The following is a 24,627-nucleotide window of genomic DNA, read 5'->3' as shown; positions in this document are numbered from 1 at the left end:
TTCGCTATACTGGGATGCCATGCGCACCCTCGCGGACCTGCAGCGCGACCCCGACGAGCAGCCCGCCGACGCTGACGTGCTGCCGATCGAGGTACAGCGCGAGCGAACCTTCGAGACCCCCGAGTTCGCAGGGATGCGGTTCCTGGAGGTCGAGACGAAGTCCGCGCTGAACCACGTTCGGGGCATGCCGTTCGAGTGGTCGATCAACCCCTACCGGGGCTGCTCCCACGCCTGCTCGTACTGTTTCGCCCGGCCGACCCACGAGTACCTGAACCTGTCCCCGGGCACGGACTTCGAGAAGACCGTGGTCGTGAAGACCAACATCGCCGAGGTGCTGCGGCGCGAGCTCGCGAGGCCGAACTGGCGGGGCGCGCACGTCGCGATGGGCACGAATACCGACAACTATCAGCGGGCCGAAGGGCGGTATCGGCTCATGCCGGGGATCATCGACGCGCTGGGCGCCTCTCGGACGCCCTTCTCGATCCTGACGAAGGGGACCCTGATCCTGCGCGATCGTGACGCCCTGGCCGAGGCGGCCGAACGTGTGCCGGTCTCGGCGGCGTTCACCGTCGGGATGCTCGGTGATCGGCTGTGGCGCGAGGCCGAGCCCGGCACCCCGGACCCCCGCGCGCGGCTCGACGCGATCGCTCGGCTGAACGAGGCGGGCATCCCGACGGGGATGATGCTCGCGCCGATCATGCCGGGACTGAACGACGATCGGGACGAGCTGGCCGCGCTCGTCGAGGCGGCCGCCGAGGCGGGTGCCCGGCACATCACCCCGATCGTGCTGCACCTGCGCCCCAAGGTCCGCGCGGTCTTCTGGCCGTGGCTCGTCGCGACCCACCCGGAGCTGGTGTCCCGCTACCGGGAGCTGTACGCGCGCGGCAGCGAGGCCTCGCCCGCCTACCGGCGAGCGGTGGTGGGGTTCGTCCACGAGCGGATCCGGGCGGCGCGGGTGCGCCACGGCGAGCCGGAGCCGCCTCCGGCTTGGCGAGGAGCGGAGTCCGCGGCCGGCGAGCCCGACCCCGGCGTCCAGCTGTCGCTCCTCTGAGCGACACCCCGGCCGCATCTGGGCGGGATTCTCGGCTCGAGTGCGCACGGGCCCGCCCAGACGGGGATGTGTGCCCGCGGTCAGCCCGCGCGTGCCGCGAGGTGAACGAGGCGCTCTCGGGACCAGTGCAGCGCGACGCCGTCGGCCCCGAGGAGATACGCGGCGATCTCGTCGGTCGAGAGGCCCGCGACCGTCCGCAGGCCCGCGCAGAGCCGCTCGAGGTACGCCGCTGGGGGAGGTGCGTCGGGCCACCGCGAGGTGTCGGCACAGGTGAACGTCACCGCGGGCTCACCCACGTCGAGCCAGTCGCCCGCCAGGACCTGTCCGTAGGGCAGTTCCGGATCCAGGGTCGTCCCCCCGCGCTTGGCCGCGGCGACGAGATCGACCGTGAGGTCGGGTCGGCCGTTCTCCTGCCGCAGCACGTCCTCGGCCTGCTCGGTGGTCAGCAGGTAGGCGGTCGCGTGGGCGGCTCCGATGCGCGCGGGATCGACGAACGCGGCGGCGCCTCCCCACGTCGCGAAGTCCCCCCCGAATCGCAAGGGATGAGGCAGCGTCGCGGCGCGGATCGCCTCGGGCGGACTCGGATCCCGCGCCCCGGGGGTGGCGCGGGTGGCGCCCGGGGCCCGCCCGCCGGCGAGGTACCGGCGCAATCGCGCAGGGTCCAGGTTCGAGCCGTAGCCCAGGTACCAGATGCGCGCAGCGGTGGACACGTGACGCTACCCGTTACGCGGCAGGCACGCGTCGGGACGCGTGCACGGCCTCGAGACCGTCGAACAGGCCGGCCTCGGGGATCGACACGCCGACCCGGCTCCGGGCCAGGGTGAAGTCCTCGTAGGGGTAGACCTCCCGGACGATCTCGTCGGGCACGGCGAACCAGCGCCCGTTGGGGTCGACCTGCGTCTCGTGGGCCAGCAGCGCCTTCCGGCGGTGCTCGAGGTAGTCCGCGACCTCGACGCGGGTCGTGACCGGGTCATCGAAGCCACGTGAGCGGCGGCGGGCGAGCATCTCCCCGTAGGGGGACTCGAGGCCGCGCTCCTCGCAGGCGTCGTGCAGCGCCTCGAGCTTCGGCCGGGTGAACGGGTGGCAGTAGTAGAGCTTCTGGGGGGTCCACGGTGCCCCGGCTTCGGGATACGCCTCCGGATCGCCGGCCGCTTCGAAGGCCGCGGCGCTCACGTCGTGGCAGCGGATGTGGTCGGGATGCGGATAGCCGCCGTCCTCCGGGTACGTGACGATGACGTGCGGACGCGTCGAACGGATGACCTCCACCAGGCGCGCCGTCACCTCCTCGAGGGGCTGGTTGTAGAAGGCGTTCGGTGCGAGCAGACCACCGTCGCCCTCGAATCCCTCCACGAAACCCGAGTCCGGATAGCCGAAGGCGAAGTGGTCGGTCACACCGAGGACCTCGAGCGCGTGTGCGAGCTCGGCGCGGCGGACCTCGCCCAGCCGCTCCTTGATCCCCGGCTCGTCCTTGGCGGGGTTGAGGATGTCGCCGGCCATGCCGTCGGTCAGGGTGACGACCGAGACCCGATGACCCTCGTCCGCGTAGCGCGCCATCGTCGATGCCGCCTTCGAGGACTCGTCATCGGGGTGCGCGTGCACGAACATTGCGTGGAACGTCTGCATGCCTCCCACATTACCCCCGCACCATCGGACGCCTACTCCCAACGAGCCTGCCAGCGGGCGGACTGGCGGGCGGCGACCGGGTCGCTCTCCAGCGTCGCGAGGCGCTCTCGGACGCGAGCCTCGACGCGCGCGACCTCCTCCGGGGGACCCTTCAGCCGCACGACGCACTCCTTGCCGGGATACGACCCCACCGCCACGGCCGGATGGTCCCGCGTGAGCTCGCCCAGCAGTGGTGAGAGGGCGGATTCCGGATAGGGGTGGGTGAGCTCCCGAACGTGGACCGACTGTCCGATCTCGGCGAGCAGCGGCTCCACCCCCTCATCCACGATGCGCTCGAACTCGCGGGGCACCCCGGGCAGCACGATGACCGTGGCGCCCTGGGGCGAACGGCTCCCCCCGTCCAGGTCGATGCCCACCCCCGGGGTGATGCCCCGCATGCCGGGGAGGAGGTAGGCACCGTCGGGCACGAGCGCCATCTTGCGCATCGCCTCGAACTGGTCGTCGGGGATCGGGGCGTCGTCCTCCACCGATTGCCTCGCCCACCCGGTGAGCCGAGCGTCGAGGTCGGGATGTGCCACGAGATCGACGTCCAGATACGTCGCCACCGCCGCCATCGTGCGGTCGTCGGGCGTGGAACCGATGCCGCCGCTGGTGAGCACCAGACGGGGGCGAGGGCGCGCGAGCTCGTGGCCGAGTGCCTCGTGGATCGCCGAGTCCTCGTCGGGGACGGTGACGATCCGGTCGACGGCGATGCCGTGGTCGCTGAGCCGGCGGGCGAGCCATCCCGAATTGGTGTCTCGCGTGTGGCCGTCCAGGATCTCATCGCCGATGACGACGATCGACGCGCGGTTGCTCATGGCCGGGAGCGTACCGAGTCCGCACCCAGCCGCCGACTCACGCGTAGGATGCGCGACGGTGCGTTGCCCCACACGTGCCGGCGACACCGTTGGCCGACCGAGAGGCGCATGTACACCACCCCCGACGAGGACCGCTCCGACCTGCTGCTCGCGTGCGCGGTGTTCGTGTTCGGCCCGCTGGTGCTGACACTGCTGCTGCAGGTGCTGCCGATCCAGCGACTGCCGTTCGTGACCCCCGTGCTGCGGGTCGCCCAACCGGTCGCGCTCACGATGCTCGTGCCGTTCCTGCTCATGCGGTATCGACGCGAGTCGTGGGCGACGTTCCGGTTCGGCGACCGCCCGGGCGCCGGGTTCGGAGCGGGCGCGCTCACGGCCTCCCCCCTGGTCGTCGTGAGCCTCCTCGGCCCGATCACCATGGGCGGGTCCCCGTTCGAGTGGATCCCGCTCGTGCCGCAGGTCCGCCCCGGCGGGTGGCTCGTGTGGGTGCTCGAGCGGCTGCTCACGTGGGTCGGCCTCGCCGTGCTCGCGGTCTACGTCTCGACGAAGGCGCGCGAGGCGTTTCACGGCCAGTCCCGCACGCTGCGGGACGGGATCATGGAGATCGGCCGGATCCTGGCGATCATCGTGGCCGTCACGGCGGTGCTACGGGTGCTGGTGACCGGGAGCATCGGGTCGTTGCTCTTCCCGCTGGGCATCACCGTGGCCGCGATTCTCGTCTTCCGCGCGGCCAGCGGCCCGTCGGCCGCGAACCGCGCCGCGCTGCTCGCGCCGACCGTCGTGCTCGCGATCGGCTCGCTGCTCATCAGCTTTCGCCTCGCCCAGTTCATTGACAGTGTCTGGTCGGGCGCATTCATCGCGACCGCCGGCCTGTTGATGGCTGTCATGACCGAGACCCGCCGGAGCGCGTGGGCCCCGGTGGGGTTCGCGGTGACCGTGGCGTTGCTGTCGTTCTCGCCGATGCCGATCCGGCTCATCGTGTAGCCGTCGCGGCTCCGCGACGGCTGCGGCCGGCGTTACGCTGTCGCCCGCGAAACCTGCGACAACTGCCCGCAACCTGCGAGGACGTCGATCGTGGCCGAGTACCAGTACGTCATGAAGGGGCTCACGAAGATCGTGCCCCCGAACCAGGAGATCCTGTCGAACATCTGGCTCTCCTTCTTCCCGGGGGCGAAGATCGGGGTGATCGGACCGAACGGCGCGGGCAAGTCGACGTTGCTGCGCATCATGGCCGGCGTCGACACCGAGTTCGAGGGGGAGGCCTGGCCCGGGCACGGCGTGACCGTCGGCTACCTGTCCCAGGAGCCCGAACTCGACCCGGACAAGGACGTGCGCGGCAACGTGATGGAGGGCACCGCGCACGCCGCCCGACTGCTCGAACGCTTCAACGAACTGTCGGCGAGGATGGCCGAGCCCCTCGACGACGAGGAGATGGGCAAGGTCTACGAGGAGTTCGCCGAGGTCCAGGACGCCATCGAGGCCGCGGGGGCGTGGGACCTCGACCGCACCCTCGAGATCGCGATGGACGCCCTGCGCGTGCCACCCGGTGACGCGGACGTCACGGCGCTGTCGGGCGGCGAGCGCCGCCGCGTGGCGCTCTGTCGGCTCCTGCTCCAGCGGCCGGACCTGTTGTTGCTCGACGAGCCGACCAACCACCTCGACGCCGAGAGCGTCGCCTGGCTCGAACGCCACCTCGAGGAGTATCCGGGCACCGTCGTCGCGGTCACCCACGACCGCTACTTCCTCGACAACGTCGCGGGCTGGATCCTCGAGCTCGACCGGGGCAAGGGCATCCCGTTCCAGGGGAACTACTCGGGCTGGTTGGCAGCCAAGCAGGAGCGGCTGCGCCAGGAGGAGAAGCAGGAGACGGCACGGCAGAAGACCCTCGAGCGGGAGCTCGAGTGGGTCAACGCGAGCCCCAAGGCCCGCCAGGCCAAGTCGAAGGCGCGGATCCAGGCCTACGAGGCGCTGCTCAACCAGAAGCCCGAGGAACGCCAGGGATCGGCGGAGATCCTCATCCCCGAGACCCGGCGGCTCGGCGACCTCGTCGTCGAGGCGGACGGCGTCGCGAAGGGCTACGGCGACACGCTGCTGTTCGAGGATCTCACGTTCAGCCTGCCCCCGGGCGGCCTCGTCGGGGTGATCGGACCGAACGGGGCCGGGAAGACGACCCTGTTCCGGCTGATCGTCGGCGAGGAGGAGCCGGACGACGGCGCGCTGCGGGTCGGGGATTCCGTCGATCTTGCCTACGTGGATCAGAGCCGCGAGGCGCTCGAGGGGTCCCGGACCGTGTTCGAGGAGATCACGGGCGGGCAGGACATCCTGCACATCGGCGGTCGCGAGGTGCAGAGCCGCAAGTACGTCGCGCAGTTCAACTTCCGAGGGCCCGACCAGCAGAAGAAGGTGGGGGACTGCTCGGGGGGTGAGCGCAACCGCATCCACCTCGCCAAGCTCCTCCAGCGGGGCGGCAACCTCGTCCTCCTCGACGAGCCGACCAACGACCTCGACGTCGACACGCTTCGCGCGCTCGAGGAGGCGCTCCTGTCGTTCGCGGGCTGCGCGGTGGTCATCAGCCACGACCGCTGGTTCCTGGACCGCATCGCGACCCACATCCTCGCGTTCGAGGGGGACAGCCAGGTGCGGTGGTTCCAGGGGTCGTACTCGGAGTACGAGGAGGACCGCCGCAAGCGGCTCGGTGACGAGGCCGATCAGCCGACCCGCATCAAGTACAAGCCGCTCACCCGTCCGTAGCGCTCGTCGTGAGCTGCCGTCCCGGGGCTTCGTGACGGCGATCGAAGGGGTGCCAAGAGGAGAGGCCCCCGTGGTCGGCCGGGGGCCTCTCCTGGCGCACGTCGGTTGGCTGCGGGCGGGCCATCCGGGCGCGTGAGTGGTTCGCCCTGAAGCGTGCCCGTCGCCGGGACGCGCTACACACGCGACGGCGAACTTCTACGCGGGATCGATCGATCGGCCGGGCAGCGCCACCCTCCCCGCGAGTCGAGCGGGCCGATGCCGATCGCTACGCGGCCCCGAGATCTATCCCCAGTAGGCCTGCCCCCCACCGAACGGATTCCCCGCGTCCGGCGCCGGCGAGCTCGTCGAGGACGGCGAGCGCGGTGGGGGTGTCCAGGTCGTTCTCGAGCGCGTCCACCATCCGCGCCTCGGCTGCCTCGTCTCGGCCCGCGTCGCCCGCCACATCGGCCCACGCCTTCACCGACTGACAGGCCGCGTCCAACTGGTCCGCGTCGAACGACCAGTCCTCGCGGTAGTGGTGCTGCAGGAGGTAGCGCTTGATCGCCGCCGGTGCGTACCGTTCGCGGAGGTCGGCCACGAACACGAGATTGCGTTCGGACTTCGACATCTTGTGCCCGTCGAGCCCGGCCATCCCGGTGTGCAGCCACCAGCGTGCGAACGGTCCCTGACCGGTCAGGCCCTCGGACTGCAGGATCTCGGCCTCGTGATGGGGGAAGACCAGGTCCCGTCCGCCGCCGTGGACGTCGATGACGCCGCCGAGTTCCTCCATGGCCATCGCGGAGCACTCGATGTGCCACCCCGGCCGGCCGGCCCCCCACGGGCTGCCCCAGGCCGGCTCGTCGGGGGCACTCGGCTGCCACAGCAGGAAGTCGAGCGGATCGCGCTTGTCCGGAGCGTCCGGATCGCCGCCCTTCTCGCCGAACTCGACGAGCATCGTCTCCCGATCGAGCTTCGACAGCGCACCCAAGGCATCGCCCGCGGCCCGGACGTCGTAGTACACGCGGCCGTCCCCGACGTCGTAGGCGACGCCCTGCTCGAGGAGGCCCGCGATCGCGCGCTGGATCGCGGGCACGGCCTCGCTGGCCCACGGTTCCACGTCGGGAGGACGGAGGTTCAACGCGGCGCAGTCGCTCAAGAAGCGCTCGACCTCCTCCCGGGCGATCACCTCGTGCGACCGGCCCGCCTCGCGCGCGGTGCGGAGGATGTCGTCGTCGACGTCGGTGACGTTGCGCACGTACCGCACGCGGTGACCACGGTGTTCGAGCAGGCGGACGAGAGCGTCGAACGCCGTGTACGTGAACGCGTGGCCGAGATGGGTGGCGTCGTACGGCGTGACGCCGCAGACGTAGAGACGGACCGTTCGCGCGCCGACGAACGGCACCACGCGATCACGCCGAGTGTCATACAGCCGCATCGCTTCTATCCCCTAGAGCCGACGTCGCCCCGCGAGCGCGCGGAGCCCGAGCAGCAGGAGCACCGCTCCCAGAACACTGAACGCGAAATCCACCAGCGGACCTTCCGGGCCGCCGAGAATTCCTCGTCCGAGCAGCCCCCCGAGGGCCCCGCCCGCGACCCCGATCGCGATCGTACCGATGCAACCGATCGGTTGGGGTCCCGGTAGGGCCAACCGCGCGACCGCGCCGACGATCAGGCCGCCGAAGAGGATCCCGATGATGCCTTCCACTCACGCCTCCTCCCTGCGCTGCGGGACGCGACCGGTCGGCAGGCCTACCCGAACGCGGATGATCCGACCCCCGTCACCTCGTCGAGCGGGAGCCTCGGCGCGGTCGCGTTCCAGCGAGCCGCGGCCACCGGTCGCCAGCTCAGCCGGTGCAGCTCACAGGGGCCCTGCGCGTCCAGGCTCGCGAGATGCGCCGGGGTGGGATAGCCCTTGTTCGACGCGAAATCGTACGGGGGGAATCGGGGTTCGGCGTGACGCATGAGGGAGTCGCGAGCGGCCTTCGCCACGATCGAGGCGGCCGCGATCGAGGCGCACCGGGCGTCGCCCCCGATCAGGCGTTCGTTGTGGCTGGGGAAGTCGGCGAGGAAGTCCCAGTTGCCGTCCAGCAGCAGCACGTCGGGCCGGTCCGGCAGCGCCTCCACGGCGCGCCTGGCGGCCAGCCGCATCGCGAGGCTCATCCCGAGCCGGTCGATCTCGCGGTTCGACGCGTGGCCGATCCCGATGCCCGGCGCGACGCCCCGCAGCCGCCGCGCGAGGTGCTCGCGTGCCGCCGGGTCGAGCGTCTTGGAGTCCCGCAGCTTGTAGACCCGCCGGTCGGTCGGCAGCACCACCGCGGCGTACGTCACCGGTCCGGCCCACGCGCCGCGTCCGACCTCGTCGACGCCGGCCACGACCGCACCCTCGGCCCACCAGGCGCGTTCGCGGTCGAGTCGTGGTGCGGGGCGGCGGTGGCTGGGCGGCAACGGCACTCCTCGCTCGTCGCGGACTATGTACTCGGTGCGGCATCCCTGACCGCCTCGGCGACGGCAGGGGCCACGTCCGGGTTGAACACGCTCGGCACGATATAGCTGGGGCGTAGCTCCTCCGGGGGCACGACCCCCGCGAGCGCCCTGGCCGCGGCGAGCTTCATCTCGGGGGTGATCCGGGTCGCCTGGGCGTCGAGCGCGCCGCGGAAGATCCCCGGGAACGCGAGCACGTTGTTGATCTGGTTGGGCTGGTCACTGCGGCCGGTGGCAAGCACCGCCGCGTGTTCGCGTGCGCCCACCGGATCCACTTCGGGGTCGGGGTTGGCGAGCGCGAACACGATCGGGTCGCGGGCCATCCTCGCGAGGTCCCCTGGCGCGATGAGGTCGGGCCCCGCGACGCCGATGAACACGTCGGCACCCTCGAGGGCGTCGACCACGGTGCCCCGTTCCCCGCTCGAGTTGGTGGTCCGTGCGATCCGTGCCTTCGTCTCGTGCAGGTCGCTGCGGCCGCTGTGGACGATCCCCTCGCGGTCGGTCACGACGACGTGCTCGACGCCCTCGCCCTGCAGCATCTGCAGGATCGCCACCCCGGCGGCGCCCGCGCCCGCCATCACGATCCGGGCGTCCTCGAGCCGCTTGCCGACGAGTCGCAGGGCGTTGCGCAGCGCCCCGAGGACCACGATGGCCGTGCCGTGCTGGTCGTCGTGGAAGACGGGGATGTCGAGCAGCTCCTGCAGCCGTTCCTCCACCTTGAAGCACCTGGGGGCGGCGATGTCCTCCAGGTTCACGCCCCCGTAGACGGGGGCGAGGAGCTGGACGGTCCGCACGATCTCGTCAGGGTCGCTCGAGTCGATGCAGACCGGCCATGCGTCGACGTCGGCGAACTCCTTGAACAGCGTGGCCTTCCCCTCCATCACCGGCAGCGCGGCGGTGGCGCCGATGTCCCCCAGGCCGAGCACGGCCGATCCGTCCGTGACCACCGCCACGGTGTTGCGCTTGATCGTGAGGCGGCGAGCGTCCTCGGGCCGGTCGACGAGGGCCTGGCAGACCCGGGCCACACCCGGGGTGTAGGCCATCGAGAGGTCGTCGCGGGTCTTTATCGGGCTGGTCGCCCGGACCTCGAGCTTGCCGCCGAGGTGCATCAGGAAGGTGCGGTCGCTCACTTTGTGCAGGGCGGCACCGGGGACGGCCTCCACCGCGGCCGTGATCGCGTCGGACTGGGCACCGTCGGCGGCGTTGACGGTGATGTCGGCCACGAGGATGTCCCCCTGGGCATCGACGATGTCGACGGCGGTCACGCTGCCACCGGCGTCGCCCACGGCGGTGGTGACCTGGCCGACCCCTCGCGAGGAGTCCTCGAGGTGCACGCGCATGGTCATCGAATACTGCGCGCTGGGCAGGGACATGGCGGCCTTTCGACTCTCGTCCGGTTCGTCGTGTCGTGCAGCGTTCGTGGTCACGCCCGGGGCTCGGAGGGTGAGGTGCGCGAGCCCAGTCACGCGCGGGTTCACAAGTAGAGGCCGGTGGGGTCGGCGGCCCGCTCGGCCGACGCCACCGCGTGGACGTCGCGTTCGCGCACGACGAGGAACAGGTCGCCGCGGATGTCGACCTCGACCGCGTCGTCGGGCAGGAAGAGGACCCGGTCCTCCGCTTCGATCCCACGCACCAGCGGACCGACCGCCACCACCCTGCACCAGAGCCCACGGCGCCCCTCCTGTTGGGCGGTGGCGGGGATCAGGATGCCGCCCTTGGAGCGACGCTCGCTGTCCTGGGGTGGCTCGCAGAGCAGTCGGTCGGCGGTGACGCGGACCGCGTGCGTGCCCTCCGGCTCGCTGGCGCCGTCGGGGCTGCCCTCCTGCGGGTCGGACGCGTTGCCGTCCGCGGCCGCGTGCGGGTCTGGTGGGGTGGGCTCGGGAGTGTCCATCGCCGATCGAGCATACCGGTCACCGGGCGTCGTACCGCACCGGACCGTAGGTAGGCTGGGGGTATGCGACCAGGTCCGCAGACGTCCATCGCAACGTCCGAGCGCCTCGCCCGCGCCATCCGGCCGCTGCCCGAGCCCGCGCGTGGCGCCCTCGCGGAGGTCGCGGCGCGCGAGGACCTGCCGCTCGTGGCGGGTGCCTGGGACCGGGACGCCGCCGGATGCCTGGTCGCGAACGTCGTCGCGGTCCGGGAGGCGGGCGGCGGTTCGGAGCCGGACACGCTCGACCGCCGGATCCTCGCGCTCTTCCCGGAACTGTCCAGTCGCGATCTCAACCGGCTGATCGTGGCGTGGGACGAGGCCGCCGGGGAGGCCGGCGCCGACGACGACCAGGCGCTGCGCCGGCTGCTCCGGGCGGCCCTCGCCCGTGTCGAGGAACGGGTCGCGGGAGTCTAGGGCCCCGCTGAGCGCCGGGCTTCGTCGCCCGGCGGACCTCGGGCTACGGCTACGGCTACGGCAGCTCGGTCTGCTCGGGCTGCTCGGTCAGCGTGGTCTCGAGTTCGAGTTCCTCTCCGTCGCGCACGACCGTCAGCGTGATCGTCGTGCCGGGCTCGGTGATGCGGATGCGGCCCTGCACGTCGAACATCGACTCGACCCCGTCACCGTCGATCCCGGTGATGATGTCCCCCTCGGCGAGGCCGGCCTCGTCGGCGGGACTGTCCGGGACGACAGCGACGACGACGGCGCCGGACGCCACGTCGAGGTCGAATTGCTCGGCTGCGCCCGGCTCGAGGTTGTCTCCCTGGATACCGAGGAAGGCCGGCGAGACCTCACCGTCGTCGATGAGGCGCTCGGCCAGCGACACCGCCGTACTGGCCGGGATCGCGAAGCCGATGCCGGCGTCGGTGCCGGTCTGCGAGATGATCGCGGTGTTGATCCCCATCACGCGGCCTTCGCCGTCGACGAGTGGCCCGCCCGAATTGCCCGGGTTGATCGCGGCGTCGGTCTGGATGAGATCGCTCAGGACCACTTCGCCCCGCTGATCGGCCGGTAGGGTGCGGTTCAGGGCGCTCACCACCCCCGAGGTGACGGTCGCGTCGAACCCGAACGGCGAGCCGATCGCGATGGCGGGTGCGCCGACGTTCGGGGCCTCGTCCGTGAACTCCGCGGTGGGGAGTCCGTCCTCGTCCACCCGCAGGACGGCGATGTCGGCGAACGGGGCCGTCGCAACGACCTCGCCGCTACGCGCTTGGCCGTCCCCGAGGGTGACCTGCACCTGGTTCGCGTTGCCCACCACATGGGCGTTCGTGATGAGGTACCCGTCCTCACGGAAGATGACGGCCGAACCGGTGGCGCCCTGGCCGGTCTCCAAGTGCGCGACCGACGGCATCGTGGCTTCGGCGACGACCTCGACCGAGGTGTCGGCCTCCAGCCCCGAGAGGTCCGGGGTGGGAACCTCGTCCGCGTCGGCGGTGTCCTCGCCGGCGGGGGACGCGGCACTGTCCACGTCAGCGTTCTCGACGACGCCGGCGGCCACCACCGCCGCGACGATCGCGGCGACGATCGCGGACACGATGGTGCTTATCGCGATCGCCCGGCCCGCGGGGGGCCGCCGAGGTGGCTCGTGTCCGACCGGTGCGGCCGGCTCCGACCGCGGTGGCCACGTCGCGGCGGGATCTGCGGGTGGGGGCGATGAGCCCCCGGGTGGCGGCGAATCGGGACCCACCGTGCCCAGCGGGTCGGACGTCCCCCCGGGCACCGCGGGACGGTCGGTCTCGGTCGGCTCCCCCGGGTCCGAGGGTTGCTGGTCCGGGCCGGTTGTCTCCCAGCCGCGCGGATCACTGCTCATAGGGAGTCTGGCTCCTGCTGCCGGTTCGGGCGGGGAATGCCTGCGCTGCTCCCCGAAGAGTCGCGTGTGTTCACCCCCGATTCGTACCCTCGGTCGCGGCTCGCGCATCCGTCCGCCCGGTCGATACCAGGGGAACTGTCGACGCGAGGTGCCGTATCGGCTCGGGATAGACTGCGGCCAATGCGTCGAGTTCTGCTGGCCGTTCTGTTCGTCGCCGTTGCTGCGTGCGAGCCCGCCGAGAGCGAGGATCCGCTCGACGGAGCCGAGAACGGGGCCGGCGACGCGGACGAGTCGGTCCCCTCGACGCTGTCAGGCCTTCAGGAGGTCGCCGGGCCGGCGGCGGAGGAGTGGAACAACGACGCGCGGCTCGCCGAGTTGCACGCGGACCTGGGTGAAGACGACGTCGAGAGCGCGCGGCTCACCTATGTCGCTCCCGGAGCGACCTCGTTGCTGCACGTCGATGTCAGCGAGGCGGGTGTGGGCTCGAACACCGCGACACTCGAGACGATCGGGCTCGACCCGGTCCCCGAGGAGGCGCTGACCGAGGTCCCCGATCTCGACGACGCGATGGATCCCGCGGAGACGGCGGCGGCGGGGGAGCCGGCGCTCTCGGAGTGCGGTCACGGGGCCGCCGAGGAGGTCCGTTACATGTCGGGCGCGCCCGAGGGTTGGGACGGGGACACGTGGCGGGTCGACCCGCAGTGGCGGGTCATGCTCCTGGTCGGGGAGGGCGGGGTCGTGTTCGACGACCTCGCCGATCTCGACGTTCCGCCCACCGAGAGCAGCGACGTGGACGTGGCGGACTGCGTGGACCTCCCCGACGGCTGAGGACGCTCGACGGCGCAGGGTCCCGAGGACGCTCGACGGGGGAGCGGTCGAAGGAGAAGCGCACGACCCTCGGTGGCCCGCGCCCATCCCCCCTTCCCCTAAGAGGACGGACCCGGTGACCGACCGAGGGCCGAGCTAGCGCGAACCGTATGGCGCGCGCGCCTCAAGGGTCAACGCGAGTGTCCACAAGTACGGTCCACAGGCCTGACCGCTCAGCGCTTGACCTGCTCGGATGTGGGCAGCGCCTGCGGACAAACCTGTGGATGCGGATGTGGATCGCTGGTCGGATCGCGAACGCGAACGGGCGTGCGCAGGATCGACGCGACCCGATCGTGTGGATTTCGGCGATACCGGCGGGCTCGTGCGCGGGACGGACGTCCTCGGGCACCAGCGCGCCGGGAGGCCCCTCCTGGAACCGCTCCTAGTGCTGCTCGGGCGGGTCGCCGTCGACCCCGAGCTCGATCGCGGCCATGCGCACGAGCCAACGGCTCGGGTCCTCGAGCTCGTCCGGGCGCGGAAGGTGCTCGGCCCGCGCCCAGGCGCGGTCGAGTCCCTCGAGGTCGCGCGCGGCGACCACCGCGTCGCAGAAGTCGCGACCCTGCCGCAGATCCGCGGGCTTGAGGTCGAGGCCCATCAGCTGCTGCAGGAACCGTTCGCCCGGACCGTGCTCTGCGCGGTGGCGCAGCGCGGCCTCCTCGATCCGCCCGAGGGACGGTAGCCGGTCGGCCGCCGCGGCGTGCACGATCGTGGCGCTCCACCCCTCGGTGAATGCGACCAGTGTCTGCAGCTCACGCAGGATCCGCTTCTGGGCCTCCGTCGGCTCGATCTCGAACGCGTCGGGATCCTGCAAAGCCTGCTCGAGCGCCTCGGGATCGGACGGGTCGAAGCCGGCCCCGCCCAACGCGTCCATCATGCGGCTGGGATCGAGGTCGGCCTCCGAGGCGAAGCGACTGATGAGGTCGTCGAGGTGCTCCCGAAGCCACGGCAGACCACCGAACACCCGTCGATGCGCCGCCTCGCGCAGCGCCAGCCAGTACCGCGCCTCGGACTCATCGAGGTCGAAGTCGGTCGCGAACCGCCCCAGGCCACCCCCGACCGTGCCCACCACGCGGGGGTCGGTCGTGGGGACACCGAGGTCGTAGGTCCCGACGAGCTGGTCGGCGAGGTTCCCGGCGACGGTGCCGACCTGCACACCGAACAGCATCGCGCCGAGGGCATCGAGTGCGGGCTTCATGCCGGATGCGGACCCCAACTGCTGTTGGAGCTCCTCGGGTAGCTGACCGCTGAGCGTCTCGCCCATCCCGCGGGCGATCGGCTCGACGTAGCGACCGAGTCCCTCGGCGGTGGTGGCGAGCTCCGCCCACGCGCCCGCGTCGAGGGAGCGCGCCGGCCCGGCGACCCGTGGCAGGCCCGTCACTTGGTCGAGCCAGAGCTCCGCGGTGTCGACCGCGTCGGAGAAGGCTTCCTCGCTCGTGCCGCCGTCACCGAGGGCCCGGGGGTCACGACCAGCGAGCGCTTCTGCCGTCTGCCGGGCGAGGTCCCAGTTCACGGGACCGCCGCTCCATGACATGACCTTGGCCAGTTCGCGGAAGAACGGGACCTGCTCGAACATGCGGGGATCGAACCCGCCGAACGGATCACTCATACCCGCATGGTAGTGGCCGTGGCCGTCGAGCGGGGCGTTTGGTCGCGGGGAGCGCGGCGGGCAGACTGCCGCCATGACCGTGGTGGCCGTTACACCGGTGCGAGGCCCGCTGGGCTCCGCGCTCCTCACCCGTCTCGGGGCGGATCCCGAGGTTTCACGCATCGTCGCCGTGGATCTCGTGGAGCCACCCGTCCCCCCGGGCAAGCTCGAGCTGCGGGTCGCCGACGTGCGCGATCCCGTCCTGCGGCACGCGTTCGAGGGCGTGGACGTCGTGGTGCACCTCGGCGCGTTGTCGCCGGCCGGGCCCACCACCGGTGACCGGCCGGACGACGACGCGGATGGGCGCTTCGCGCGGGTCGTGCACGGCACCCGCAACGTGCTCGAGGCTGCTGCGGCCGTGGGCGCCAGAGGTGTCGTTCACGTCGCACCTGCCGCCATCTACGGTGCGCACCCGGACAACCCGGTTCCCTTGCCCGAGGAGGCGCGGCTGCGTGCCCCTCCCGATGCGCCCGCCGCCTACCGCGCCCTGCTCGCCGAAGAACTCGTTCGGGCGTTCGACGTGCGCCATCCGGACGTGTCGATCGCCTCTCTCCGGCTCGCGTCCCTCCTCGGGCCCGGGGTCGACAACGCCGCGACGGCGCTCATCGAGGCGCCGCGGGTGCCGCTCGTCCGCGGCCACGAGCCGGTGGTCCAGGTGCTCGACGTGCGCGACGCGGCGGCGGCGATCCACCATGCCGTCGGAGGCCACCTCACCGGCACCGTGAACGTCGCCTGCGACGGGTGGGTGCCCGCGGCGGAAGCAGCGCACCTCGTCGGTCGCCGTCTCCTGCGCCTTCCCGAGACCCCCGTGACGACGGCCTTGGCCGGGTTGCGTCGAATCGGTGCGACCGACCTCTCCGAAGGACAGCTCGCCTACCTCATGCATCCCTGGGTGCTGGGGACGTCCCGCCTGCGCCACAGTGGCTGGCGAGCCGAGCGCTCCAACCGCGAGGTGCTGCGTGCTGCCGGGGATGCCCATCGCGGCTATGCGCGGCTCGGTAGCCTGCGCGCCCGTCGGCGCCTCGTCTACGGTGGTCTCGGGACGGTCACCGGCGTGAGCGCCGTCATCGGCTGGCAGCTCGCGCGTAGCCGGCGCCGTTCCCGCTGACGCCGTTCTGCTCGTCCGCCAGTCCTCCGATCGCCCTGCGCTGGACCGCCTCCCCGGTGGTCCGGCGACGGTCCCGCCACCGACGCACCAGGAGCCGAGATGTCCACGCCACCGCCCGAAGGGCAGGAACCCGGCCGCGAGCAGGAGCCGACCCAGCCGCTCGGTCCCGACGGCGGAGAGCAGGGAGGCCCCCCACCGAGCGATCCGGCTGGCTGGCAGAGCGTGCCGCCACCCGGTGCGGCCCCACCGGCCGATCCCGGTGGCTGGCGGCAGGAACCCGTCCCGGCCCCCTCGGGCAACGGTCTCTCGACGGCTGCGCTCGTCTGCGGGATCCTCGCCCTCCTGGCGGCCCTCGGTGGGTTCCTGCTGCTCCCGATCCCGCTGGCGATCATCCTGGGCCTGGTCGCGGTGATTCTCGGCATCGTCGGGATGCGGCGGGCACCCGCCCGCGGGGGCACGGGGCGCGGCACCGGAATCGCCGGGCTCGTCATGGGTGGCCTCGGCCTGCTCGGAGGGATCCTGTGGATCGTCCTCTTCGTCGCGATCTGGACCCAGGTGGTCGACGACCCGGAGTTCCAGGAGCTCCTCGAGCGCATCGAGCGTGGGGAGATCGACTGGACCGACATCGACGACGACGATCTTGACGACCTCGACGACCTCGACGATGACCAGCCCGGCAACGAGGGGTAGAGGACCCGTGCCCGCCCGCACCCACGCCGCCCTCACCTCGGAGCCGCTCTCGACGGATGCCGCGCACCGCTTCTGCGCCGATCCCGCTGCGGGCGCGGTCGTCGTCTTCGTGGGGGCTGTGCGTGAGCAGAGCGAGGGCCGCGCGGTGACGGGGCTGTCCTACGAGGCGTACGTCGAGCTCGCGAATGCCCAGCTCGTGCGCCTCGCCGAGGAGCTCGCGTTGCGCGACGGCATCACGGCCGTGTGGATGGAGCACCGTGTCGGGTCGCTCGGTGTCGAGGAGCCGTCCGTGGTGGTCGGGGTCTCGGCTGCGCACCGACCGGAGGCGTTCGCAGCGGCCCGCGAGGGTATTGATCGCCTCAAGGCCGAGGTGCCGATCTGGAAACAGGAGCACTGGGCCGACGGCGATGCGCACTGGCCCGGGACGACCTAGCTGGCCGTAGGTCTTGTCAAGCATCGTGTACGACATCCTTGGCAGCCCCCGGTGTGCGCGGGGGCTGGCGGGATGCTTGTGTGGCGGTGGGGTGCGAGGTCGGCGGGGCCGTAGGCCCACGCTGATCTATGCGACCTCCACTGAGGGTGGGGTCAGCTGGCTTCGTTCGGGCTCTGAGACGGGTGGAAGGCCGGGCGTCAAGCTAGGAGCGGCGTGACCCGCGAACGAGTCCGCCATAGCCCGTACGACGTCTGATCCCGGCCTTCCTGTCCGCGAGCCTCGCACGATCGACCGCGGATGGGAAGGGTCCGGTGTCCTACTCCTTGCTGGCCCAGCAGGCGGGGTCGTACAGCGTCTGGTCGCGGACCATCGCGAAGGCGATCTTGTTCGCCCGGCGGGCCAGGGCGGTGGCGATGATCGCGCCGGGCTTGCCGCGCTCGCGCAGCCCGGCGGCGTAGCGGCGGGCGGCGGGATCTTGGTGCCACAGGCCCACGCCGAGGTCGAGGATCGCCCGGCGCAGCGGCACCGATCCCTCCCGGCTGATGCCGCTGTCACGACGGCGTCCGGCGGACTCGTACTGGGCGGGGTTCAGCCCGGCGGCGCGGTACACCTGCCGGTGCGAGGGCCAGCGTGCCGGGTCGCCGACGCCGGCGGCGTAGCCGGCCGCGCGGACCGCCCCCCAGCCCGGCCCCGACGTCAGCACGCGGTAGCGGGTGGCGGGCACGAGCGCGTCGATGCGCGCGTCGACCTCGGCGAGTTGGCCGTCCAGGCCGTCGAGCAGCGCCAGATCGGCGGCCAGGACCTGACGGGCCACCGCCGCGTCGGGCGTGGGCAGCGCGTCGCGGGCCGCGGCCACGAGGCGCTCGGCCAGCGCCACGCTCACGCGCACGTCGCGGCGCGCCGCGAACGCCCGGAAGCGGGCCACGCCGAGCCGGGCGAGCCGATCGGGGTCTGAGAACTCGGCCGCGACAAGGCGGCCGACCTTGGTGCCCAGCACGCTCGACAGACTCGCGCCCAGCCCGGGAAAGCAGCGGTCCAGCTGACCGGTCAGCTGGTTCTTGACCGCCGAGCGGGCCTGCACCCGCCGGCGGCGATGCGCCGCCCACGCGCTCAGCTCGACCAGCAGCTCATCACCGACGGCCACCTCGTAGCCGCGGCCGGCCAGCAGCAGATCCGCGATCGCGGTCAAGTCGATCGGGTCGGTCTTGGTCCGACCCGTGCCGTTGACCCGCCGCTGGGCTGACACCCACGCCGGGTTGTGCTCCACCAGCTGCCAGTGCCCGGGCAGCACCCTCGAGGCGACCAGCGGCCGATGATAGTGCCCGCACGCCTCCACCCCCACCCGCACCAACGCCGTCTCCGCCGGCAGAACCCGCTCGACCCGAGCGACGAACCCCGCCACCCCCGACCGGTCGAGAGCGAACTCGAACGGCGCGGCCAGCCGCCGACCCGAGAAGTCGACCACCATCGCCATCGCCGCCGACTTGCCCACATCCACCGGCACCGCCACCAGCCGATCCAACCCCACGCCGACCGTCCGCGCCGAAAGTTGCTGCGCTCGAATACCATGCATGTGCATCATCAAGCCCACCTCCCGGTGGTGTCAGGAGAACCAGGCGCGACAACGCCCGACCCTCGGAACCTGTGCGGGTCCCTTCTGACACCTCCGGAGGCGAAACCCATGGAACCGCTACCGGCAGGTCATATCAGCCAATCCCGACGCCGGCTCACCACCGCCGGCCGATGTTGGTTGCCCGGACGGGCACGCCGGGGAGATTGCAGTGGACCGGCCGGCGAACCTATGTTCCGGTCGTCGGGGGGATCCCGCCGCGCCGATCGCCCGCGTTTCACGTTCGAGCGCGTCCCGCGCCGGAAGGACCGTTGCTCATGACCGTACTGCTCGTGCTGGCCGTCGTGACCTGCTGCGTGTGGCTCCTCGCGCAGCTCGGCCGCGCCTTGCGTGGACGCAGTCCGGAGGCATCTATCGAGGGGTTCCACCGCGCGCTCGACGCCCTGGCGCCCCGCACACGGGAGGCACCGTCAGCACCGTCCGAGGACGAGGAAGTGACGTCAGGGTCGGTGCCCGAGCAGCGTGATGCGGCGCCTGAGCGCCTCGCGGAGAGGTAGACCATTGTCACGAGGAATCGCCGTCGACCTCGGCACCGCGAACACGCTGGTGTACGGCCAGGGTCGCGGGGTGCTGTTGAACGAGCCAACGGTCATTGCGGTGAACCATCACAACGGCGAAGTGCTCGCCATGGGGCACGAGGCCTACGCGATGATCGGCAGGACGCCCGGCCACATCGTGGCCGAGCGTCCGCTGCGCGGCGGGGCCGTCACGGACTTCGATGCGACCGCGAAGTTGCTCAAGCTGCTGTTCCAGAGGGTGCAGGGTGGCCGCACGGTCCGGTGGGGGAAGCCCCGAGTGATCATCTGCGTACCGAGCGCGGTGACGAACGTCGAGCGCCGCGCCGTCGAGGAGGCCGCGACCGAGGCCGGGGCCGGCGAGGTGCACCTCATGGAGGAGCCGATGGCCGCCGCCATCGGCGCGGGCCTTCCGGTTCAGGAGCCTTTCGGGAGCATGGTCGTCGACATCGGTGGTGGCACCAGCGAGGTTGCGATCGTCGCGCTCGGCGGTGTCGTCGTGTCACGGGCCGTGCGTGTCGGTGGCTTCGATCTGGACGCCGCCGTGCAGCGCTACGTGCGTGACGCGTACGCGCTGGCCATCGGGGAGCGCACAGCCGAGGAACTCAAGATCACCCTGGGTTCGGCCGTGCCGCTGCAGCCCGAACAGGAGGCCGACATCCGCGGGCGGGAGCTCGCGACCGGGCTGCCTCGTCACGTCACCGTGGGCTCTGCCGAGCTGCGCGCAGCGCTCGACGACCAGGTCGGACAGATCGTGCGCGCCGTGGTCGAGACCCTCGGCGAGTGCCCCCCCGAGCTCACCCAGGACATCATCGACGAGGGGTTGTGGCTCACCGGCGGTGGCGCGTTGCTGCACGGGCTCGCCGAGCGGGTGGCGCAGGAGACCCATGTGACGGTCAACGTGATCGACAAGCCGCTCGAGGCCGTGGCCATTGGCGCCGGCTCGGTGCTCGACTCGTTTCGGGATCTCCAGAAGGTCTTCCAGGGAACGAGCACGAGCGCCATGCATCGCTAGGGCGCGCGTCCCGACCCGTTGTCGGCACTCGCGGCGATCGGCTTCCACACCGGGGGTAAAGTCGCCGGCACGACGCGCCGAACCTCCCGACGAGCACGCCCACTCCTGGGCAGTGCCGCCGAGCATCGCCGGGAGGTCAACCGTGGAGCATCTCGTCACGTTTCAGTCGGCGGAGGGTCGTGAGGGCCACCACACCGCCAAGAGCCTCGACGACGCCCTGAAGTTCGTCGAGCGCCTGCACAACAACGAGGAAGCCTCGAACGTCCGGTTGTTCCGGATGCACGAGGTACCGATCGAGTTCAAGACCTACGTCAAGGTCGAGGTCGGTGGGGGAGAATCGACCTCGCACTCGGAGGCGAGCGAGGAGCCCGCAGGCAGTACCCCCGAGGAGACCGGGGCTGCCGAAGTTCCTGCCGCGCAGGTCGCGAAGCCGCTCGTCGCGGCGGCCAATCCCGGCACCGAGGCCTCCGGCGAAACGGGCACCGACGCTTCCGGGCGCCGGCTCTTCAGCCGCACGTAGCCGCGAACGGCCGGGGCGGACCCGTCCGCCGGCATCGCCTCCGCCCAGCGGCCGCGACACCGGGCCCGCGGCTGGCCCGTCGAGGGCGCCAGCAACGATGATGCCGCGCTCGATCGCGGCGCATCCTCCGACAGCGTGCGTACACTGGTCGGTCAACCGACCGAAGGGTGGCGACGGTGTCCTTGGCGTTCGCGCACCGTGTGACTCCGGACGAGCGCGTCGTTCGACCTCCTCGCGCCGTCCGACCCGGTCACGGTGTCGGGCGCGCGGCCTCCGCGGCTCGGGTCGTCGCCTCAACGCTGAACACACCGGATGAGTCGGTAAGCTCGGCCGTGCGGACGGCGGAGGCCGTCCGGAGCGGACCGGCTCGGCCGCGCGTACCGGCGCAGGGTCGCTCGCGTCTCGTGCGACCGTGCGGACGGCGGTCACGGTGTGCCCCCGGGAACCCCCGACCGTGCAGGCCCGTTCTCCCTGGTGAGGCCGGGCCACATCGCTCGGCGGTGGTTCCGCGCCTCGCCGATCCCTGGCGCAACGGGGCCGTCGCGAGACCGGCAAGCATCGATCGAATCCACCGCCCGTCGGGCTCGACCGACCGAACGAGCCCGGGACGCCTCTCAGACTCGGAGTCCTAGCCCATGCGTCGTTTCCTCGAGGAGCTCCGCCGCCGCTGGTGGCTCGTGCTCGCGGGTGTGCTCATCCTGCTGGTCCTCTTCGCCACCCGCGTGGCGACCTTCTGGACCGACATCCTGTGGTTCCAGAGCGTCGGCTTCGAGTCGGTGTTCTGGACCGTGCTGACCACGCAGGTCGGGTTGGGCCTCGCCGCGGGTCTCGTGATGACCCTGCTGATCGCGGGCAATCTCCTGCTCGCGAAGCGCCTCACCCCGAGCTACCGCATCCCCTCGGCCCAGGAGGAGGGGATCGAGCGCTACCGGCAGGCGATCGAGCCCTTCAGCCGGCCGCTCATCCTCACCGTCGCCGTCGCGATCGGTGTGCTGTCGGGTGTCTCGGTCGCCCCCGAGTGGGAGGGGTTCCTGCTCTTCGCGAACGGGGTCGAGTTCGGTCAGGTCGATCCCGAGTTCGGGCGCGACCTGAGCTTCTTCGTGTTCACGCTCCCGTTCCTGACGCTCGTGAACTCCTGGCTGTTCACCGCGCTCGCGGTCACCGGCGTGCTGACTGCGATCGCGCACTACCTGTTCGGCGGCATCCGCCCGCAGTCACCCGGGCGCAAGCTGACCCCCCAGGTAAACGTCCACCTGTCGATCCTGCTGGCGCTGATCGTGGGGGTCCGCGCCTGGGGGTTCTGGCTCGACCGCTACATGCTGAGCTACTCCGAGCGCGGCGTGGTGACCGGACTGGGGTACACCGACGCGAACGCCCAGCTCGTCGCATTCGAGCTGCTCACCGTGATCGCCGCGGTGTGCGTCGTGCTGTTCCTGCTCAACATCCGCTTCCAGGGCTGGCTCCTGCCGTCCGCGGGCGTCGCGATCCTCGTCATCGCGTTCGTCGTGCTGTCGGGCATCTACCCGGCGGTCATCCAGCGCCTGCAGGTCGACCCGCAGGAGCTCGAGCGCGAAGAGGAGTTCATCGATCGCAACCTCGAGCTCACCCGGTACGGGTTCGGGCTCGACGAGGTCGAGTTCGAGCCGTACCCCGCGCTCGACGAGCTCGACGAGGAGACCGTGGACGCGAACCAGCGCACGTTCGAGGCCATTCGGCTCTGGGATCCCGCGACCCTGCAGAACACGTACCGGCAGCTGCAGGAGCTCCGGCCCTACTACGACTTCCAGGACGTCGACGTCGACCGGTACGAGTTCGACGAGGACGAGGGCCTGCAGCAGGTCATGATCAGCGTGCGCGAGGTCAACGAGCAGAACCTCGACGCCGCCCAGACGTGGGAGAACGAGCGGCTGACCTACACCCACGGCTTCGGCCTGGTCTCCAGCGCGGTGTCGACCAAGCGGACCGACGGGCAGCCGGTGTTCCTCGTGAACGACATCCCTCCCCAGGGCGTCGACAAGCTCGAGGTCGACAACCCCCGCCTGTACTACGGCGAACGGAGCCCCGAGTACTCCATCGTGCGCACCGACCGCCCAGAACTCGACTTCCCCCAGGAAGGCGACAGCCCGGCCGTCTACGAGTACACGGGTGAGGGCGGCGTCGGTGTCGGCTCCATCTCGCGGCGCCTCGGTTTCGCGTTGCGGTTCGCCGAGCCGAACATCCTGATCAGCAACCTGATCAACGAAGACAGCGACGTGCTCTTCAATCGGCGCATCCGTGACCGGGTGGAGTTGGCTGCTCCCTTCCTCGAGTTCGATCACGACCCGTACCCGGTGGCGATGGACGGACGGATCAAGTGGGTCGTGGACGCCTACACGACCAGCAACATGCTGCCGTACTCGCAGCGGGTCCAACTCGGCGACCTCACCCTCGCCGAGCAGCGCGAACTCGTGCCGACCACCCAGGAGGACGGCACCCTGACCCTCGTCGAGCAGACGGTCGAGGCGCCCGGGATCGAGGGCGAGGCGAACTACATCCGGAACTCGGTCAAGGCGGTCGTCGATGCCTACGACGGCTCGGTGGACTTCTACGTCCCCGAGCCCGACGACCCGATCATCCAGACCTGGGCCGAGATCTTCCCCGACGCGTTCAGCGAGTACGAGGACGCGGGGGAGGGCATGATCAGCCACTTCCGCTACCCCGAGGACATCTTCCGCGTCCAGGCCGCGCTGTTCGAGCGGTACCACATCCAGGATCCCTCGCAGTTCTACACCCAGGAGGACGCCTGGGAGATCCCGATGGACGCGGCGTTCTTCCAGAATCAGGAGGATCAGGACCCCGAGCAGCGCGAGCAACGCGAGATGCGGCCCTACTACTTGCTGACGCGCCTGCCGGGCGTGGATCAGGAGGAATTCGCGCTCATCCAGCCGTACACGCCGGCCGAGCGGAACAACCTCATCGCGTGGATGGCCGGACGTAGCGACCCGGAGGTCTACGGCGAGCTGAAGGCCTATGAGATGCCGCCGACACGAACGGTCTTCGGGCCCGAGCAGATCCAGGCGCGCATCGACCAGGAGACCGAGATCAGCGAGCAGATCGCGCTGTGGAACCAGTCCGGCTCCCGGGTTATCTACGGCGATCTCCTCGTGCTGCCCATCGAGGAGGCGCTGATGTACGTGCAGCCGCTGTTCCTGCGCGCCGAGCAGTCCGATCTGCCCAACCTGGAGCGGGTCGTGGTGATCCTCGGCGACCAGATCGAGATGGCCGAGACCCTGACCGAGGGTCTCGCGGCGCTGTTCGGCGAGGCCGCCCCGGAGCTTGCCCTCCCCGAGGGAACGGTCGAGGAAGACGACGTCGCCGACGCCCAAGCACCCGAGGTCGACGAGGAGGAGGTCGACGAGGACGCGGACGGCGAGGCCGGCGAAATGGATCCGCAGGCCACGGCCACGCTCGAGGAGGCCAGTGCCGCCTTCGAGGAAGCCGAGGAGGCCCTGTCCAACGGCGACCTCGGCACGTACCAGGAGCGCAATGCGGAGGCCAGCCGCCTGCTCATCGAGGCACTGCAGATGATGGGCGGATCGCCCGCCGCCGACGCCTTGCCCGACGGCGAGGAGGCACTCGACGAGGACGACGACGCGGCGCTGGACGACTGACCCCGTCGGGCCGAAGACGAACAACGAGGAAGGGCGGCTGCGCGTTGCAGCCGCCCTTCCTCGTGCTAGTGTCGAGGT

At 71.1% G+C, this 24,627-nt stretch carries 23 protein-coding genes; 12 read left to right on the top strand and 11 right to left on the bottom strand.

The window, feature by feature from the left end:
- Positions 1–19 precede the first annotated feature (19 nt).
- A complete protein-coding gene (locus ER308_RS04720; RefSeq protein ID WP_131153911.1) occupies positions 20–1,051 on the top strand; it encodes a radical SAM protein in 1,032 nt (343 codons plus the stop codon).
- Positions 1,052–1,131: 80 nt separating this feature from the next.
- Here ER308_RS04720 and ER308_RS04715 read toward each other — a convergent pair whose 3' ends face one another.
- From ER308_RS04715 to ER308_RS04705, 3 genes are read right to left on the bottom strand one after another with little or no spacing between them, the layout of a single operon-like run.
- Entirely contained in the window at positions 1,132–1,761 is a 630-nt protein-coding gene (locus tag ER308_RS04715) for a histone deacetylase (RefSeq protein WP_131153910.1), read from the bottom strand.
- Between the two features lie 13 nt (positions 1,762–1,774).
- Positions 1,775–2,674, bottom strand: a complete 900-nt coding sequence (gene mca, locus ER308_RS04710) for a mycothiol conjugate amidase Mca (RefSeq protein WP_205745904.1) — start codon at positions 2,672–2,674, stop codon at positions 1,775–1,777.
- A gap of 32 nt (positions 2,675–2,706) precedes the next feature.
- Positions 2,707–3,531 carry a competence/damage-inducible protein A gene (locus ER308_RS04705; RefSeq protein ID WP_131153909.1) on the bottom strand — a complete coding sequence of 275 codons (825 nt, stop codon included), beginning with the start codon at positions 3,529–3,531 and terminating at the stop codon, positions 2,707–2,709.
- Positions 3,532–3,639: 108 nt separating this feature from the next.
- On the opposite strand from ER308_RS04705, the gene ER308_RS04700 reads away from it, so the two are divergent.
- Both ER308_RS04700 and ettA read left to right on the top strand, forming a co-directional pair.
- Positions 3,640–4,512, top strand: coding sequence for a hypothetical protein (locus ER308_RS04700; protein WP_131153908.1), 873 nt, complete (start codon positions 3,640–3,642; stop codon positions 4,510–4,512).
- 90 nt (positions 4,513–4,602) lie between these two features.
- Complete coding sequence (gene ettA, locus ER308_RS04695; protein WP_131153907.1) at positions 4,603–6,279, top strand: energy-dependent translational throttle protein EttA; 1,677 nt, start codon at positions 4,603–4,605, stop codon at positions 6,277–6,279.
- A gap of 265 nt (positions 6,280–6,544) precedes the next feature.
- On the opposite strand, the gene cysS is transcribed toward ettA, so the two are convergent.
- From cysS to ER308_RS04665, 5 genes are all read right to left on the bottom strand, one after another.
- Entirely contained in the window at positions 6,545–7,693 is a 1,149-nt protein-coding gene (gene cysS, locus ER308_RS04690; protein ID WP_131153906.1) for a cysteine--tRNA ligase, read from the bottom strand.
- Positions 7,694–7,705: 12 nt separating this feature from the next.
- Positions 7,706–7,963 carry a GlsB/YeaQ/YmgE family stress response membrane protein gene (locus ER308_RS04685; RefSeq protein ID WP_205745903.1) on the bottom strand — a complete coding sequence of 86 codons (258 nt, stop codon included), beginning with the start codon at positions 7,961–7,963 and terminating at the stop codon, positions 7,706–7,708.
- A gap of 44 nt (positions 7,964–8,007) precedes the next feature.
- Complete coding sequence (locus ER308_RS04680) at positions 8,008–8,703, bottom strand: ribonuclease HII (RefSeq protein WP_165491822.1); 696 nt, start codon at positions 8,701–8,703, stop codon at positions 8,008–8,010.
- 23 nt (positions 8,704–8,726) lie between these two features.
- Positions 8,727–10,112 carry an NAD-dependent malic enzyme gene (locus ER308_RS04675; RefSeq protein ID WP_131156898.1) on the bottom strand — a complete coding sequence of 462 codons (1,386 nt, stop codon included), beginning with the start codon at positions 10,110–10,112 and terminating at the stop codon, positions 8,727–8,729.
- Positions 10,113–10,213: 101 nt separating this feature from the next.
- Positions 10,214–10,630, bottom strand: coding sequence for a co-chaperone GroES (locus ER308_RS04665; RefSeq protein WP_131153904.1), 417 nt, complete (start codon positions 10,628–10,630; stop codon positions 10,214–10,216).
- A 63-nt stretch (positions 10,631–10,693) separates the two neighbouring features.
- Here ER308_RS04665 and ER308_RS04660 point away from each other — a divergent pair, with 63 nt between their 5' ends.
- A complete protein-coding gene (locus ER308_RS04660; protein WP_131153903.1) occupies positions 10,694–11,083 on the top strand; it encodes a hypothetical protein in 390 nt (129 codons plus the stop codon).
- Between the two features lie 55 nt (positions 11,084–11,138).
- On the opposite strand, the gene ER308_RS04655 is transcribed toward ER308_RS04660, so the two are convergent.
- A complete protein-coding gene (locus ER308_RS04655) occupies positions 11,139–12,200 on the bottom strand; it encodes a S1C family serine protease (protein ID WP_131153902.1) in 1,062 nt (353 codons plus the stop codon).
- A 456-nt stretch (positions 12,201–12,656) separates the two neighbouring features.
- Between ER308_RS04655 and ER308_RS04650 the strand changes: the two genes are divergently transcribed.
- The gene (locus ER308_RS04650) at positions 12,657–13,304 is read left to right on the top strand and encodes a hypothetical protein (protein ID WP_131153901.1); all 648 of its coding nucleotides are present in this window, start codon (positions 12,657–12,659) and stop codon (positions 13,302–13,304) included.
- Positions 13,305–13,725: 421 nt separating this feature from the next.
- Here the strand turns inward: ER308_RS04650 and ER308_RS04645 are convergent, their stop codons facing one another.
- Positions 13,726–14,949: a zinc-dependent metalloprotease gene (locus ER308_RS04645; protein ID WP_165491821.1), complete on the bottom strand. Its 1,224-nt coding sequence runs from the start codon at positions 14,947–14,949 to the stop codon at positions 13,726–13,728.
- A 73-nt stretch (positions 14,950–15,022) separates the two neighbouring features.
- Between ER308_RS04645 and ER308_RS04640 the strand changes: the two genes are divergently transcribed.
- From ER308_RS04640 to ER308_RS04630, 3 genes are all read left to right on the top strand, one after another.
- The gene (locus ER308_RS04640) at positions 15,023–16,096 is read left to right on the top strand and encodes an NAD-dependent epimerase/dehydratase family protein (RefSeq protein ID WP_131153899.1); all 1,074 of its coding nucleotides are present in this window, start codon (positions 15,023–15,025) and stop codon (positions 16,094–16,096) included.
- Positions 16,097–16,195: 99 nt separating this feature from the next.
- A complete protein-coding gene (locus ER308_RS04635; protein ID WP_131153898.1) occupies positions 16,196–16,786 on the top strand; it encodes a hypothetical protein in 591 nt (196 codons plus the stop codon).
- Between the two features lie 7 nt (positions 16,787–16,793).
- Positions 16,794–17,219 (top strand): molybdenum cofactor biosynthesis protein MoaE, encoded by a 426-nt coding sequence (locus tag ER308_RS04630; RefSeq protein ID WP_165491820.1) that lies wholly within the window; start codon positions 16,794–16,796, stop codon positions 17,217–17,219.
- A gap of 316 nt (positions 17,220–17,535) precedes the next feature.
- On the opposite strand, the gene ER308_RS04625 is transcribed toward ER308_RS04630, so the two are convergent.
- On the bottom strand, positions 17,536–18,801 hold the full coding sequence (locus ER308_RS04625; RefSeq protein ID WP_205745615.1) for an IS110 family RNA-guided transposase: 1,266 nt from the start codon (positions 18,799–18,801) through the stop codon (positions 17,536–17,538).
- Between the two features lie 305 nt (positions 18,802–19,106).
- Between ER308_RS04625 and ER308_RS04620 the strand changes: the two genes are divergently transcribed.
- The 4 genes from ER308_RS04620 (at position 19,107) to ER308_RS04605 (ending at position 24,549) form a co-directional block, all read left to right on the top strand.
- Complete coding sequence (locus ER308_RS04620) at positions 19,107–19,346, top strand: hypothetical protein (protein ID WP_131153896.1); 240 nt, start codon at positions 19,107–19,109, stop codon at positions 19,344–19,346.
- On the top strand, positions 19,315–20,379 hold the full coding sequence (mreB, locus tag ER308_RS04615) for a rod shape-determining protein (RefSeq protein WP_131153895.1): 1,065 nt from the start codon (positions 19,315–19,317) through the stop codon (positions 20,377–20,379). The genes ER308_RS04620 and mreB overlap by 32 nt, the downstream gene beginning before the upstream one ends.
- A 142-nt stretch (positions 20,380–20,521) precedes the next feature.
- A complete protein-coding gene (locus ER308_RS04610; protein WP_131153894.1) occupies positions 20,522–20,899 on the top strand; it encodes a hypothetical protein in 378 nt (125 codons plus the stop codon).
- Positions 20,900–21,534: 635 nt separating this feature from the next.
- Positions 21,535–24,549 (top strand): UPF0182 family membrane protein, encoded by a 3,015-nt coding sequence (locus ER308_RS04605; protein WP_131153893.1) that lies wholly within the window; start codon positions 21,535–21,537, stop codon positions 24,547–24,549.
- The last annotated feature ends 78 nt before the right edge of the window (positions 24,550–24,627 follow it).

This window comes from Egibacter rhizosphaerae (assembly GCF_004322855.1).
Classification (GTDB): domain Bacteria; phylum Actinomycetota; class Nitriliruptoria; order Euzebyales; family Egibacteraceae; genus Egibacter; species Egibacter rhizosphaerae.
The sequence above is the reverse complement of the archived record's forward strand: the minus strand, read 5'-3'. Positions and strand labels throughout refer to the sequence as shown.